This window comes from Streptomyces sp. CB03234, from assembly GCF_001905885.1.
GTDB lineage: Bacteria > Actinomycetota > Actinomycetes > Streptomycetales > Streptomycetaceae > Streptomyces.
Genome location: NZ_LIYH01000005.1, coordinates 438,251 through 452,094 on the forward strand (window position 1 = coordinate 438,251; position 13,844 = coordinate 452,094).

At 74.3% G+C, this 13,844-nt stretch carries 10 protein-coding genes and 1 riboswitch; of the genes, 4 read left to right on the forward strand and 6 right to left on the reverse strand.

All coding sequences use genetic code 11. From position 1 onward, the window contains the following. Window positions 1-7: 7 nt before the first annotated feature. The gene (locus AMK26_RS23345; RefSeq protein ID WP_073756668.1) at window positions 8-736 is read left to right on the forward strand and encodes a cobalt-precorrin-6A reductase; all 729 of its coding nucleotides are present in this window, start codon (window positions 8-10) and stop codon (window positions 734-736) included. A gap of 230 nt (window positions 737-966) precedes the next feature. Here AMK26_RS23345 and AMK26_RS23350 read toward each other — a convergent pair whose 3' ends face one another. Genes AMK26_RS23350 through AMK26_RS23360 form a run of 3 tightly spaced genes read right to left on the reverse strand, consistent with a single transcriptional unit; the run spans window position 967 to window position 4,342 of the window. Beyond that, complete coding sequence (locus tag AMK26_RS23350; protein WP_073757071.1) at window positions 967-2,454, reverse strand: precorrin-2 C(20)-methyltransferase; 1,488 nt, start codon at window positions 2,452-2,454, stop codon at window positions 967-969. A gap of 32 nt (window positions 2,455-2,486) precedes the next feature. Beyond that, window positions 2,487-3,134: a precorrin-8X methylmutase gene (locus AMK26_RS23355; RefSeq protein WP_073756669.1), complete on the reverse strand. Its 648-nt coding sequence runs from the start codon at window positions 3,132-3,134 to the stop codon at window positions 2,487-2,489. Then, window positions 3,131-4,342, reverse strand: a complete 1,212-nt coding sequence (locus AMK26_RS23360) for a cobalamin biosynthesis protein CobG (protein ID WP_073756670.1) — start codon at window positions 4,340-4,342, stop codon at window positions 3,131-3,133. The genes AMK26_RS23355 and AMK26_RS23360 overlap by 4 nt, the downstream gene beginning before the upstream one ends. Window positions 4,343-4,353: 11 nt before the next feature. Further along, window positions 4,354-4,486, forward strand: a riboswitch (cobalamin riboswitch). 36 nt (window positions 4,487-4,522) lie between these two features. On the opposite strand from AMK26_RS23360, the gene cobN reads away from it, so the two are divergent. From cobN to AMK26_RS23375, 3 genes are read left to right on the forward strand one after another with little or no spacing between them, the layout of a single operon-like run. After that, a complete protein-coding gene (cobN, locus tag AMK26_RS23365; protein ID WP_073756671.1) occupies window positions 4,523-8,158 on the forward strand; it encodes a cobaltochelatase subunit CobN in 3,636 nt (1,211 codons plus the stop codon). After that, entirely contained in the window at window positions 8,155-8,847 is a 693-nt protein-coding gene (locus tag AMK26_RS23370) for a GNAT family N-acetyltransferase (protein WP_107421026.1), read from the forward strand. The genes cobN and AMK26_RS23370 overlap by 4 nt, the downstream gene beginning before the upstream one ends. A 13-nt stretch (window positions 8,848-8,860) precedes the next feature. After that, window positions 8,861-9,724, forward strand: coding sequence for an SDR family oxidoreductase (locus AMK26_RS23375; protein ID WP_073756672.1), 864 nt, complete (start codon window positions 8,861-8,863; stop codon window positions 9,722-9,724). Window positions 9,725-9,726: 2 nt separating this feature from the next. On the opposite strand, the gene AMK26_RS23380 is transcribed toward AMK26_RS23375, so the two are convergent. From AMK26_RS23380 to AMK26_RS23390, 3 genes are all read right to left on the reverse strand, one after another. Continuing rightward, window positions 9,727-10,581, reverse strand: a complete 855-nt coding sequence (locus tag AMK26_RS23380) for a hypothetical protein (protein WP_073756673.1) — start codon at window positions 10,579-10,581, stop codon at window positions 9,727-9,729. Window positions 10,582-11,290: 709 nt separating this feature from the next. Then, window positions 11,291-11,479, reverse strand: coding sequence for a hypothetical protein (locus AMK26_RS36765; protein WP_143608611.1), 189 nt, complete (start codon window positions 11,477-11,479; stop codon window positions 11,291-11,293). Window positions 11,480-13,339: 1,860 nt separating this feature from the next. Next, window positions 13,340-13,720: a VOC family protein gene (locus tag AMK26_RS23390; RefSeq protein WP_073756675.1), complete on the reverse strand. Its 381-nt coding sequence runs from the start codon at window positions 13,718-13,720 to the stop codon at window positions 13,340-13,342. Window positions 13,721-13,844: the final 124 nt, after the last annotated feature.

Sequence of the window (13,844 nt, forward strand, 5' to 3'; positions counted from 1 at the left end):
GACTCCCGTGCACGTTCTCATTCTCGGCGGGACCGCCGAGGCCCGCGTCCTCGCCGGCCTCCTCCGCCCGCACGCCCGGGTGACCAGCTCGCTGGCCGGGCGGGTGGCCGCGCCGCGGCTTCCCGAGGGCGAGGTGCGGATCGGCGGGTTCGGCGGGGCGGACGGGCTCGCGCGGTGGATCGGCGAGCACGGCGTGGACCGGGTCATCGACGCCACCCATCCCTTCGCCGAGCGGATCAGCTTCCACGCGGCCCGGGCGGCCGCCACCGCCCATGTTCCCCTGCTCGCCCTGCGCCGCCCCGGCTGGGTCCCCGTCGACGGGGACGACTGGCACGACGTGGGCTCCCTGGAGGAGGCCGCGGCCGCCCTGCCCGGGCTCGGCGAGAAGGTGTTCCTGACCACCGGCCGGATGGGCCTCGCCGTCTTCGCCGCCTGCCCGCAGTGGTTCCTCGTCCGGTCCGTGGACGCCCCGGAGCCCCCGATGCCGGCCCGCACCGAAGTCCTCCTGGACCGCGGCCCGTTCACCCTCGAAGGGGAGCGGGAGCTGCTGGCCCGGCACCGGATCGACGTCCTCGTCACCAAGGACAGCGGGGCCGCCGCCACCGCCCCCAAGCTCACGGCGGCCCGCGAGGCCGGCATCCCGGTGGTCGTCGTCCGCCGCCCACCGGTCCCGCAGGACGTGGAAACGGCCGCCTCCGTGGAGGAGGCGGCCGCTTGGGTCATGCGCGAGAGGTGATCGGACGCGGCCCTGGACGACGGCGTACCAGTCGTAGACGCCCGCCACGCTGCCGTCGGCCGTGGCGGAGGTGCGGGGTGACTCGTGAGGCGGGGGCAGGGTTGCCCCGCCCCCGCACGCTTCTTCGAGACGGACGACCCGACCGCTCGGACGACCCGACCGCTCGGACGTCCGGACCGCTCGGACGTCCGGACCGCTCGGACGTCCGGACCGCTCGGACGTCCGGACCGCTAGCCGTACCGGCGCGGCGTCCAGGCGATCGTCCGGCCGTCGCCCCGCTCGACCGCTCGCGTCTGCGACGAGCCGATCAGCAGCAGCGTGCGCATGTCGACCTCCGACGGCTCCAGGGTCTTCAGGGTCACCACGCGAACCGACTCCTCCGGCCCGCCGACGTCCCGCGCCACGACCACCGGCGTCTCGGGCGAGCGGAGTTCGAGCAGCAGCTCGCGGGCCGCCGCGACCTGGTGCGTACGGGACTTCGAGCCCGGGTTGTACAGGGCCAGCACCAGGTCCGCGCCCGCCGCCGCGCGCAGCCGCTCGGCGATCACGTCCCACGGCTTGAGCCGGTCGGACAGCGAGATCGTCGCGTAGTCGTGCCCCAGCGGGGCGCCCGCCTTCGCGGCGGCGGCGTTCGCGGCGGTCACGCCCGGCAGGACGCGGACCGGGACGTCCGCGTACGCGGGCTCCGAGGCCACCTCCAGGACCGCCGTGGCCATGGCGAACACGCCCGGGTCGCCGCCCGACACCACCGCCACGCGGCGCCCGCGCCGGGCCAGGTCCAGGGCGAACTCGGCCCGCTCCGACTCGACCTTGTTGTCCGAGCCGTGCCGGTTCTGGCCGGGGCGTACCGGGACCCGGTCCAGGTAGGTGGTGTAGCCGACCAGGTCGTCGGCGTTCACCAGCGCGCCGCGCGACTCGGGCGTCAGCCACGGCGCGCCCGCCGGTCCGGTGCCCACGACCACGACCTCACCGCCGGTCTCCCGGCTCGCGGGCGCTTCGGCGTCGATACGGGAGGGCAGCACGGCCACCGAGAAGTACGGCACGGACTCCGGGTCCACGTCCGCCAGTGCCCCGGTCCGCTCACCCGCCATGAACGCCCGCTCCACGTACCGGGCGTCCTCCAGCCGGCCCGCCCGCTCCAGGGCGCTGCGCACGGCCGGGAAGGTCCGCCCGAGCTTCATGACGACGGCCGAGTCCGTGGCCGCCAGCCGCGCCGTCAGCTCGTCCTCCGGCAGCGTGCCGGGGATGATCGTCAGGACCTCCTCGGCCTCGCACAGCGGCTCGCCGAGCCGGGCGGCCGCCGCGCTCACGGACGTGACCCCGGGGATCACCTCCGTCTCGTAGCGGTGCGCCAGCCGCTTGTGCATGTGCTGGTACGAGCCGTAGAAGAGCGGATCGCCCTCGGCGAGGACGGCGACGGTCCGGCCCGCGTCCAGGTGGGCGGCCAGCCGCGCCGACGCCTCCTCGTAGAAGTCGTTCAGCGCGCCCCGGTAGCCGCCCGGATGGTCGGTCGTCTCGACGGTGAGCGGGTACATCAGCCGCTCCTCGATGTGGTCCTCGCGGATGTGCTCCGCCGCGATCGACCGCGCTATCGAGCGGCCGTGCCGTGCCGAGTGGTACGCGATGACGTCGGCGGCCGCGATGGCCCTGACCGCCGCCACCGTCATCAGGTCCGGGTCGCCGGGGCCGAGCCCCACGCCGTACAGCTTGCCGCTCATGCCGCTCACGCCCGTCATGCCCGTCACGCCCGTCATGCCTGGATCTCCGCCTCGTGCGCGATCGCGTTGATCGCGGCGGCCGCCATCGCGCTGCCGCCCCGCCGGCCCCGCACCACCAGGTGCTCCAGGCCGGGGAACGCCGCCAGCGCGTCCTTCGACTCGGCCGCCCCGATGAACCCGACCGGGATGCCGATCACCGCCGCCGGGCGCGGCGCGCCCGCCCCGATCATCTCCAGGAGCCGGAACAGGGCGGTGGGGGCGTTGCCCACCGCGACGACCGACCCTTCGAGGCGGTCACGCCACAGCTCCAGCGCGGCCGCGCTGCGCGTGGTGCCCAGCTCGGCGGCGAGCGCCGGGACGGACGGGTCGGAGAGCGTGCAGATCACGTCGTTGCCGGCGGGCAGCCGCTTGCGGGTGACGCCGCTCGCGACCATCTGCGCGTCGCACAGGATCGGCGCGCCGGCGCGCAGCGCCTCGCGGGCGCGGGCCACCACGTCCGGCGTGTACGCCAGGTCGCGGACGAGGTCGACCATGCCGCAGGCGTGGATCATCCGCACGGCGACCTGGCTGACGTCGGCCGGCAGGCCCGCGAGGTCCGCCTCGGCGCGGATGGTGGCAAAGGACTGGCGGTAGATCTCCGCCCCGTCCTTCTCGTAGTCGAACACTGCGCTCTCGCTCATTTCGTCGATCCTTGTACGGTCACCACGGTCGTTTCGTACGCGCCTTCGGCGGTCGCCACCCTGTCGGTCCACGTGACGCCCTGCGGGTGGCCGCAGCGGCGGGCACACCCCGACCAGTGGACGGGCAACCCGTCCTCGCGGGGCCGCGCGTCCGCCCGTACGTCGGACAGGGACTTGCCGCAGCCGGGGCGCCCGGTGCACGCGGTGACGCCGATCCAGGGGGAGTCGGTACGGGTGATGAACCCGGCCTCGTCGAGGGCGCGCAGCCGCTCCTCGGCCGCCGCCCGGCCGGCGAGGCCCGGCAGGACGAAACCGCGCCACGGGGTGACGCGTACCTCCCGCGCGGGCAGCAGCGCCCGGAACTGGGCCGTCGTCACCCGGCCGAGGCGGGCCAGGACGGAGACGCCGAAGTCCGTGCCGTCGCCGAGGACGCCCGGCGCGGGCGGCCCCCCGGCCGGCAGGGCGGCGTCCGGTACGGGCTGCGCCGCGATGCCCGCCCGCCGCAGGTGTCCCGTCACGTCCACGTCCTGCCCCGCCGGCAGCTCCCGCACCCGCCACGCGCCGGTGCCCGCCTCCCGGGCGGCCGCAAGGAACGCCCCGGCCGCCGCGAGCGCGGCGCGCGGCGCGTCGGCGGCCGCCACGCGGTACGCCCGGTCGGCGACCCGCAGCAGGGCACCGCCCCCGGAGGCTGCGAGCAACGTCACATCGGGGGCCAGGCCCGCCACGTCCCCCCGCCCGTCGTCCACGGCGAACAGGAAGCGCCCCGACAGCTCGGGCGTCCAGTCCTCGGCGCACAGAAGCTCGTCCAGGCGCGCGGCCCATGCCTGCACCTCCGCGCCCGCGAGCGGCGAGACCACCATGTTCCGTACCCGCTCGTGCCGTTCGGAGGGGAGGAGACCCGCCTCCCGCAGCAGGTCCGCCAGCCCGAGCCCGCAGCCCTCGCCGAGGCCCCGCAGCTCGATGTTGCCGCGCGAGGTGAGGGAGAGGTGCCCGTCGCCCAGGCGGTCGGCCGCGTCGGCCAGCGACCGGACCTGACGAGGTGTCAGTACGCCGGTGGGCAGGCGGAGGCGGGCCAGGGCGCCGTCATCGGCATGGTGCAGCCGCAGCGCACCCGGGCAGGCGTCACCACGGTCGCGGACACGGTCCCGTATGTGAGCTTCACCCCGGTCCTGGGGATTTGGTGAGCTGGGCGGCATGGCGGCGAGCATACGCGCAGCCTCTACTATGCAGACGGCACAGGGTCCCAGGGCCCTAGGGAGGAAGCCCGGTGAGAATCCGGCGCGGTCCCGCCACTGTGAGTCCGGCCACGGAAACCGGACGAGTCAGGAACTCCCGCCGTCCTACGACCACCCGGGGCGCGGACACCCCGAGGAAGGCCTGCGCACGCCATGACGCACGCGACCACGCCCGCCACCAGTGGCGAGGCGACGACGATCCTGCTGCTGTCGCACTCCGACACCGACCTGCTCAGCGCCCGCGCGGCCGCCGGCCCCGTCGCGTACCGGTTCGCCAACCCCGCCCGGCTCGCGGCCGACGACCTCCCCGGCCTCCTCGACGGCGCCGACCTCGTCGTCGTACGCCTCCTCGGCGGCATCCGCGCCTGGGAGGACGGCCTCCAGGTCCTCCGCGCGACGGAGAAGCCCCTCGTCGTCCTCACCGGCGAACAGGCCCCCGACGCCCAGCTGATGGAGACCTCCACCGTCCCGATCGGCATCGCGGCCGAGGCGCACGCCTACCTCGCCCACGGCGGCCCGGACAACCTGGAACACCTCGCCCGGTTCCTCTCCGACACCGTCCTGCTCACCGGCCACGGCTTCGAGCCCCCGGCCGCCGCCCCCACCTGGGGCCCCCTGGAGCGGACCGCGCGCACCACCACCGGCCCCACCGTCGCCGTGCTGTACTACCGCGCCCACCACATGAGCGGGAACACCGCCTTCGTCCACACCTTGTGCGACGCCATCGAGGACGCCGGCGCCCAGGCCCTCCCCCTGTACGTGGCCTCCCTCCGCGCCCCCGAGCCCGAGCTCCTGGAGAGCCTGCGGATGGCCGACGCGGTCATCACCACCGTCCTCGCCGCCGGCGGCACCAAGCCCGCCGAGGCCCAGGCGGGCGGCGACGACGAGTCCTGGGACGCGGGCGCGCTCGCCGCCCTCGACGTCCCCATCCTCCAGGCCCTGTGCCTGACCGGCTCGCGCTCCGCCTGGGAGGAGAACGACGAGGGCCTGTCGCCGCTCGACGCCGCCAGCCAGGTCGCCGTCCCCGAGTTCGACGGCCGCCTCATCACCGTCCCGTTCTCCTTCAAGGAGATCGACGCCGACGGCCTGCCCGCGTACGTCGCCGACACCGAGCGCGCCGCGCGCGTCGCCGGGATCGCCGTACGCCACGCCCGGCTGCGCCACATCCCGAACGCAGACAAGCGCCTGGCGCTGGTCCTCTCCGCGTACCCCACCAAGCACTCCCGCATCGGCAACGCCGTCGGGCTCGACACCCCCGCCTCCGCCGTCGCACTGCTGCGCCGACTCCGCGAGGAGGGCTACGACTTCGGCGACGACGAGGTTCCCGGCCTCGCCTCCGGCGACGGCGACGAGCTGATCTACGCCCTCATCGAGGCGGGCGGCCACGACCAGGACTGGCTCACCGAGGAGCAGCTGGCCAGGAACCCGGTCCGCATCCCGGCCGCCGACTACAAGCGCTGGTACGCCACCCTTCCGGCCGAGCTGCGCGAGAACGTGGAGCAGCACTGGGGCCCGCCGCCCGGCGAGATGTTCCTGGACCGCTCGCGCAACCCCGAGGGCGACATCGTGCTGGCCGCCCTCCGGCGCGGGAACCTCCTCGTCCTCATCCAGCCGCCGCGCGGCTTCGGCGAGAACCCGATCGCGATCTACCACGACCCCGACCTGCCGCCCTCGCACCACTACCTGGCCGCCTACCGCTGGATCGGCACCCCGGCCTCCGACGGCGGCTTCGGGGCGGACGCCATGGTCCACCTCGGCAAGCACGGCAACCTGGAGTGGCTGCCCGGCAAGAACGCCGGCCTGTCCGCCGCCTGCGGCCCCGACGCGGCCCTCGGCGACATCCCGCTGATCTACCCGTTCCTCGTCAACGACCCCGGCGAGGGCACCCAGGCCAAGCGCCGCGTCCACGCCACGCTCGTCGACCACCTGGTGCCGCCGATGGCCCGCGCCGAGTCGTACGGCGACATCACGCGCCTGGAGCAGCTGCTCGACGAGTACGCGCAGATCTCGTCCATGGACCCGGCCAAGCTGCCCGCCATCCGCGCCCAGATCTGGACGCTCATCCAGGCCGCCAAGCTCGACCACGACCTGGGCCTGGAGGACCGCCCGGACGACGACGGGTTCGACGACTTCCTCCTCCACGTCGACGGCTGGCTCTGCGAGGTCAAGGACGCCCAGATCCGCGACGGCCTGCACGTCCTCGGCGGCGCCCCGACCGGCCCCGAGCGCGTCAACCTCGTCCTGTCCATCCTCCGCGCCCGCCAGATCTGGGGCGGTACGCAGTCCCTGCCCGGCCTCCGCGAAGCCCTCGGCCTGGACGAGTCCGCCGCGACCCGCACCACCGCCGACGAGGCGGAGGCCAAGGCCCGCGCCCTGGTCGAGGCGATGGAGGCCGCCGACTGGAACCCGGCCGCCGTCGCCTCCGTCGCCGAGGGCCACGGCGAGCAGGTGGCCGCCATCCTCGACTTCGCCGCCCGCCAGGTCGTCCCGCGCCTCGCCGCCACCACCGACGAACTCGACAACGCCGTCCACGCCCTGGGCGGCGGCTTCGTCCCGGCCGGCCCGTCCGGCTCCCCGCTCCGGGGTCTGGTCAACGTCCTGCCGACCGGCCGCAACTTCTACTCCGTCGACCCCAAGGCCGTCCCCTCCCGCCTCGCCTGGGAGACCGGACAGGCGCTCGCCGACTCCCTCCTGGAGCGGTACCGCACCGACAACGGAGACTGGCCCACCTCCGTCGGCCTGTCCCTGTGGGGTACGAGCGCGATGCGCACCGCAGGCGACGACGTCGCCGAGGCGCTCGCCCTGCTCGGCATCCGCCCCGTCTGGGACGACGCCTCCCGCCGCGTCACCGGCCTGGAGCCCATCCCGCTCGCCGAGCTGGGCCGCCCGCGCATCGACGTCACCCTCCGCATCTCGGGCTTCTTCCGCGACGCGTTCCCGCACACCATCGGGCTCCTCGACGACGCCGTACGCCTCGCCGCCTCCCTCGACGAGCCGGCCGCCGACAACCACGTACGCGCCCACGCCCAGGCCGACCTCGCCGAACACGGCGACGAACGGCGCGCCACCACCCGCATCTTCGGCTCCCGGCCGGGCACGTACGGCGCGGGCATCCTCCAGCTCATCGACTCCCGCGACTGGCGCACCGACGCCGACCTCGCCGAGGTGTACACGGTGTGGGGCGGTTACGCGTACGGGCGCGGCCTCGAAGGCAAGCCCGCCCGCACCGAGATGGAGACCGCGTACAAGCGCATCGCGGTGGCGGCCAAGAACACCGACACCCGCGAGCACGACATCGCCGACTCGGACGACTACTTCCAGTACCACGGCGGCATGGTGGCGACCGTCCGCGCGCTCAAGGGCACGGCCCCCGAGGCGTACATCGGCGACTCGACCCGCCCCGAGACGGTCCGCACCCGCACGCTCGTCGAGGAGACCTCCCGCGTCTTCCGCGCCCGCGTCGTGAACCCGCGCTGGATCGAGGCGATGCGCCGCCACGGCTACAAGGGCGCCTTCGAACTGGCCGCGACCGTCGACTACCTCTTCGGGTACGACGCCACCACCGGCGTCGTCGCCGACTGGATGTACGACAAGCTCACCGAGACGTACGTCCTGGACCCGGAGAACAAGGCCTTCCTCCAGGAGGCCAACCCCTGGGCCCTGCACGGCATCGCCGAACGGCTCCTGGAGGCCGAGTCGCGCGGCATGTGGGCCAAGCCCGACCCCGCCGTCCTGGAGCAGCTGCGGCAGGTGTTCCTGGAGACCGAGGGCGACCTGGAGGACAAGTGACCATCACGGTGGGCGGCGAGGACAAGGAACTGTCCGCGCGCCTCGACAAGGAACTGACCGCCTTCAACAACGCGGCCACCGGCGCCCACGACGAGGCCGAACTGTCGGTGCGGGCCACCGACGACGAGTCCGGCGAGATCATCGGCGGGCTCACCGGCTGGACGTGGGGCGGCCTCGGCGGCGTCAGCATGCTGTGGGTGCGGCAGGACCAGCGCGGCACCGGCCTCGGTACGAAGCTGATGCGCGCGGCGGAGGACGAGGCGCGGCGGCGCGGCTGCGACCGCATGATCGTGTCGTCGTTCTCGTTCCAGGCGCCGCCCTTCTACCGGCGCCTGGGGTACGTCGAGACGGGCCGCTCCGAGGGCATCCCCGGCGGGAACGTCGACGTCCACTTCTACAAGTCCCTGGAGCCGTCCGCCGCACCCCTCTTCCGGCTGGCCGTGCTGCTGGACCACCCGGCGGACGCGGTCGAGGACGCCCTGGCGTACGAGGACAAGGCGCTCGCCCTCCTCCCGCGCCACGGCGGCCGGCTGGAGCGGCGGCTGCGCACGGCCGACGGCCTGTCGGAGGTCCACCTGCTGACGTTCCCGTCGAAGGACGCCTACCGCGCCTACCTGGCCGACCCGGAGCGTACGCCGGACGGCCGCATCACCGCGCGCGTGCTGGAGGTCACGGAGGTCCACGGCTGACAGACTCGGCCGTATGTCCTCCGTGATCGCTGTGACCGGGGCGAGCGGCCGTATCGGCGGCCGCGTCGCCCGCCGCCTCGCCGACCGGGGCGTGAAGACCCGGCTGCTCGGCCGCGACCCGGCCCGGCTGCCGGAGCTGCCGGGCGCGGTGAAGGCGCCCGCGCCGTACGGGGACGGCGAGGCGATGCGCCGCGCCCTGGACGGCGCCGGCACGCTGTTCCTGGTGTCGGCGCACGAGAGCCCCGACCGGATCCAGGAACACCGCACGGCGATCGACGCGGCGCTCGCGGCGGGCGTCGGGCGGATCGTGTACGTGTCGTTCCTGGGCGCCGCGCCGCAGGCCACGTTCACCTTCGCGCGCGACCACTGGCACACCGAGCGGTACATCGAGGGACAGGGCGTCCCGCACACGTTCCTGCGCGACAGCTGGTACCTGGCCGGGTTCGCCGCGATGACCGGCGAGGACGGTGTCATCCGTGGCCCGGCGGGCTACGGGCGGGTCGCGGCGGTCGCCCACGAGGACATCGCGGACGTCGCGGCGGCGGTCCTGCTGGGCAACGGGGACCACGACGGCGCCACCTACGACGTCACCGGCGAGGAGGCCCTCACCCTCGCCGAAGCGGCCGCCGAACTCTCCCGCGCCACCGGCCGCACCATCACCTACGTCCCCGAGACCCGCGCCGAGGCCTACGCCTCCCGCGCCCGGTACGGCGCCGAGCACTGGGAGGTCACCGGCTGGGTCACCTCCTACGAGGCGATCGCCGCCGGCGAGATGAGCACGGTAGCCGACACGGTCCGCCGCCTCACCGGCCACGCCCCGATGACGCTCCGCGAATACCTCACGGCCCACCCCCGCTCATACGCCCACCTGGTCTGACGTCATGGAGCCCGGGCGTAGAGGAAACGCTGCCCTTCGTCCGTCCTGGACGTCACCTGGAAGGTCCCCTTCAGGCGAGGGGACGTGAGCGTCAGCGTCCCGCCCTTCAGGGACACGTCCCTGTCCCGGGGGTCGAGGGGCGTCCCGTAGTAGAGCTGTCCTTGCATGGGCACCTCGGCGACGGTGACGCCGTCGATGCCGAGGTTTCCACCGCGCAGCCTGAAGTGCAGACGGGCCTTGGTGACGATGGTGAGGGGCAGTTCGTCCGTGGTGTAGAAACCCGTCCCGCCCAGGGTGCCGGTGGCCGCGCTCAGGGGGGCCAGCAGAATCCACTTGCTCTTGTCGTTCATGCCGGCGACGAACGGTTCGATGTCCGGCGCCAGCTTCCTGTCCAGGGCGGCCGCGCTGTCCTCGATGCCGCGCTTCACGTCCGGTGGCAGGGGCTGTGCGGCGGGGACGACGCCTTTCAGCACGATGTCCTGAGGGGTCACCGGCTCCGGCTCCTCGACGAGGATCCGCCGCGCGTTCAGCCCCATGGCGTCGGCGGTGAAGAGGGCGTTCGCGCCCACCGCGTACGGCTCGAAGTTCTTGTTCACGGCCCTCAGCGGCTTCAGCGTGCCGGTCAGCCGGCCCCGCACCTGGGCGGGGTCGTCGGGGCCCTCCACCGACGCCATGGCCACGGCCATCGACTCGAAGTAGCGCGCCGAACCTTCCATCGCGTCCAGCATGGGCTGGGTCTTCGCCTCATCCGGGTACGTCGCCGCCCAGCTCCGCTGCCAGTGCGCCGCTGCCGCCAGGTGCTTCCGGCGACGCTCGCCCGGCTCCTGGTAGGCGGCGAGGAGGCTGTTGTAGACCATCGTGCGGTACGCACGGGGTCGGACCGCGTCGGATAGTGCTGAGCCCGGCTGTCCTCGCTGCCCTCTGCCCGCTCCTCCAGCGCACGGAGCGACTGCCAGGCCCAGCCGCCGCCCTTGTCCTTCTGTACGTAGGTGTGGAACTGCTCGTGCGTCGCGAGGCCGAAGGTGTGTACCGCCACGTCGGCCGTGTCGAAGCCGGTCGGGCCCACACCCGCCGTGCGCGGCGGCCTGACGATGATGCCCCGGCGCCCGCCCCAGGTCACGGCCTCGAAACCGTCCTCGTTCGGCGGGACGGTGATCCCGCCCTTCGCCAGGTCCGCGAGCGGCACCTCCCGCTTCCCGTCCTTGTCGACGGCCCACGCGCCCCGCCCGTCCGAGACCAGCAGGACATGGCGGGTGAAGTCCGCACCGGGCCAGATGCGCGCCGTGCGGGGCCAGACGGCGGCCACGTACCCCTGGAGCCGGGACGCCAGCTCCGGCAGGGGCGGGGCGGTCGACTCGGCCGCGCCGGCGCTGCTCCTGGCCGAGGGCGGCGCCTCGGGCTGTGCCTCGGGCTGTGCCGCGTCGGCCGCACATCCGGTGGCGGCGGCCAGGAGCAACGCCACGAGGCCGGAGACGTACGCGTTGCCTGTCGCTGTCACTCCCCCACGGTGCGTGCGCCCGGGCCCGCCCGCACGGCCGGACCCGCCGAACGGGTCACCGGCTCCTGTCAGTCCTCGCCCCGGACGATGTTGCCGTCCCGCACGGGAGCTTCGGGCTCCGTACCGACAACGGCGGCCTGGTACAGGCGGATACGTCCACGGAGCTCACGCCTCATCGCGATCGGCCGGTCAAGGGACTCCGTGACCTCGGGTATGCCGGGCACGGACTCGCTGCTGGGCCCTGCTTGCGTCTTCATGCGATACGGGTACCCCATAAACGCGGACGAAACGGTCAACAGGCTCCGGGGGTGGGCGTGCTGTTCATGGCGGCCGGTGTGGGCCGCCGCCCTTGGGGTGGGCGGTCCGGTCATGGTGACCGTGCGGGCCACCGCCCTCGGGCTGGGCGCCCAGCCCATGGTGGCCGTGTGGGCCGCCCTCTCTCCGAGTGTGGCGGGCTCCAGCGCCCCCTCAAGGGCGCTTCGCGTCGGCTTCGCCGATGGGCTTCGCCCACCCTTGACCGGCCGCCTCCGCCCGCCTTTTCCCACTCGGAGGGCGGCCCGGGGGAACGGGCCCAGGAGGGGCGCGCCTTTCCCCGTGCCGTTCGTGGCCAGGAGGCGGGCGCTGGAGGGGCGCGGCAGTGGAATGGGGTGCTCGCTGTCGGCTCGGCGGCGGGCCGCCGTCTGTGGGTTGCGGTACAAGACCTCGCTCCGGTGGGTGGGGGTGCGCCCCAGTGGTGTGGGGCATCTGGGCTGGGTTCGGCGGCTGCGGGTGGGTGAGGGGTCGGAGTTCAGGCAGGTGGCTGGGGTGGGTTCGGGGCTGGGCCGGGGTGTAGCCCTGTCCGGCCGGGACCCGGCGGGGGCACCGGGTGCCGGGGCGGTGAAGCTCCCGGCGCGGCCTGGTCTCCGGCGGGCCCGGGGCCGGGGCCTCCGGACGGTCGGGCGCGGCCGGGTCGGCCCGGCCTCCGACACCGGCCGCCGTGGCATGCCTGCTGCTGCCCTGCCCGGGGCGCTCGAAGTCCGGGAAGGGGCGGCCCCTTCGGCCTCTCCGGTCACAGTCGTGTCGGCTCACTGGGGTTGTGTGCGGGATCGGACACGCGTGTCGGGATGCTCGTGGTCGGGAGGTGTCCTGCTCCGCACACAACTCCCCGGCTGTGGTGCCGGTGTGGTGGCGGGGACCGGTGAGGCGTCCTGTCAGCCGTCGTGCCCCGTGACGGTGCCAGGTCGGCCCCGGCATCCGGGACCCAGCCCCCTCGCCTCGAGGAGTCGGGCGGGGTCCGGTCACCGGTGCCCCGCAAGGTGCGTCCCCGGGGGGCCCGGACACGTCATCGGACCTACCGGGCGGGCCCCTCCGCCCTCTCCAGTCACACCCGTCTCGCCTCACCGGAGTTCTGGGCAGGATCGGACACCCACAGCCCCCGACACCACGGCGGGGAGGTGTCCCACACCGCACACAACTCCCCCATCCCGGCGCTGCTGTGACCGAGGAGACGGGTGGGACCTGCCCTGCGTGGCAGGCGGGGCCGGTGAGCCTCGGGCGCCGCTCCGCCAGGGCAACACCCCGGCCCAGCCCCCGCCCCACCCCAGCCACCCGCCTGAACCCCAACCTCTCACCCACCCGCAGCCGCCGAGCCGGGCCCGGATGCCCCATGCCACTGGGGCGCACCCACCACTCACCGGAGCGAGGTCTTGTACCGCAACCCACAGACGGCGGCCCGCCGCCGAGCCGACAGTGAGCACCCCATTCCACTGCCGCGCCCCTCCAGCGCCCGCCTCCTGGCCACGAACGGCACGGGGAAAGGCGCGCCCCTCCTGGGCCCGTTCCCCCGGGCCGCCCTCCGAGTGGGAAAAGGCGGGCGGAGGCGGCCGGTCAAGGGTGGGCGAAGCCCATCGGCGAAGCCGACGCGAAGCGCCCTTGAGGGGGCGCTGGAGCCCGCCACACTCGGAGAGAGGGCGGCCCACACGGCCACCATGGGCTGGGCGCCCAGCCCGAGGGCGGTGGCCCGCACGGTCACCATGACCGGACCGCCCACCCCAAGGGCGGCGGCCCACACGGCCAGCGATGACCAGCACGCCCGCCCCGGGGCGGGGAGGGCGCCGTAGCGTGAGCCGGTCTTCCCTCTAGGGCGCGTCGTCCCGCTCGGCGAGGCCCCGCTCGACGCAGAACTCGTTGCCCTCGGGGTCGGCCAGGGTCACCCAGCCTCGCCCGTCGGGCACGCGGTGGTCGGCGACGACCGTGGCGCCCAGCGCGACGAGGCGCTCGACCTCCTCGTCCCGGGACCGGTCCTGGGGCTGGAGGTCCACGTGGACCCGGTTCTTGACGGTCTTGGTGTCCGGCACGGCCACGAACAGCAGCGCCGAGCCGGGCGCGACGACCAGGGCTTCGGGGTCGCCGGGGGAGTCCTCGTCGGTGACCTTGCCGTCGAGGACGGCGGCCCAGAACTGCGCCAGGCTGTAGGCGTCGGAACAGTCGAAGGTGAGGTGGCGCACGAGAGAAGCCATGAGGCGCACTATCCGGCGGGGGTGGTCCGCTTGTCCACCGCGTTTTGCGTGGACGTACATCCTTCGATGTAGCGCGAGTTCGTCTGTGCTCACGACGTTTCGGGCCCCGGCCGCCGGGACGCTG

What these genes read in the sequence shown, in the direction of transcription:
- AMK26_RS23350 (WP_073757071.1), bottom strand. Translation starts at nt 2,454, where the DNA reads ATGAGCGGCAAGCTGTACGGCGTGGGGCTCGGCCCCGGCGACCCGGAC.
- AMK26_RS23355 (WP_073756669.1), bottom strand. Translation starts at nt 3,134, where the DNA reads ATGAGCGAGAGCGCAGTGTTCGACTACGAGAAGGACGGGGCGGAGATC.
- AMK26_RS23360 (WP_073756670.1), bottom strand. Translation starts at nt 4,342, where the DNA reads ATGCTCGCCGCCATGCCGCCCAGCTCACCAAATCCCCAGGACCGGGGT.
- cobN (WP_073756671.1), top strand. Translation starts at nt 4,523, where the DNA reads ATGACGCACGCGACCACGCCCGCCACCAGTGGCGAGGCGACGACGATC.
- AMK26_RS23375 (WP_073756672.1), top strand. Translation starts at nt 8,861, where the DNA reads ATGTCCTCCGTGATCGCTGTGACCGGGGCGAGCGGCCGTATCGGCGGC.
- AMK26_RS23380 (WP_073756673.1), bottom strand. Translation starts at nt 10,581, where the DNA reads ATGGTCTACAACAGCCTCCTCGCCGCCTACCAGGAGCCGGGCGAGCGT.
- AMK26_RS36765 (WP_143608611.1), bottom strand. Translation starts at nt 11,479, where the DNA reads ATGAAGACGCAAGCAGGGCCCAGCAGCGAGTCCGTGCCCGGCATACCC.
- AMK26_RS23390 (WP_073756675.1), bottom strand. Translation starts at nt 13,720, where the DNA reads ATGGCTTCTCTCGTGCGCCACCTCACCTTCGACTGTTCCGACGCCTAC.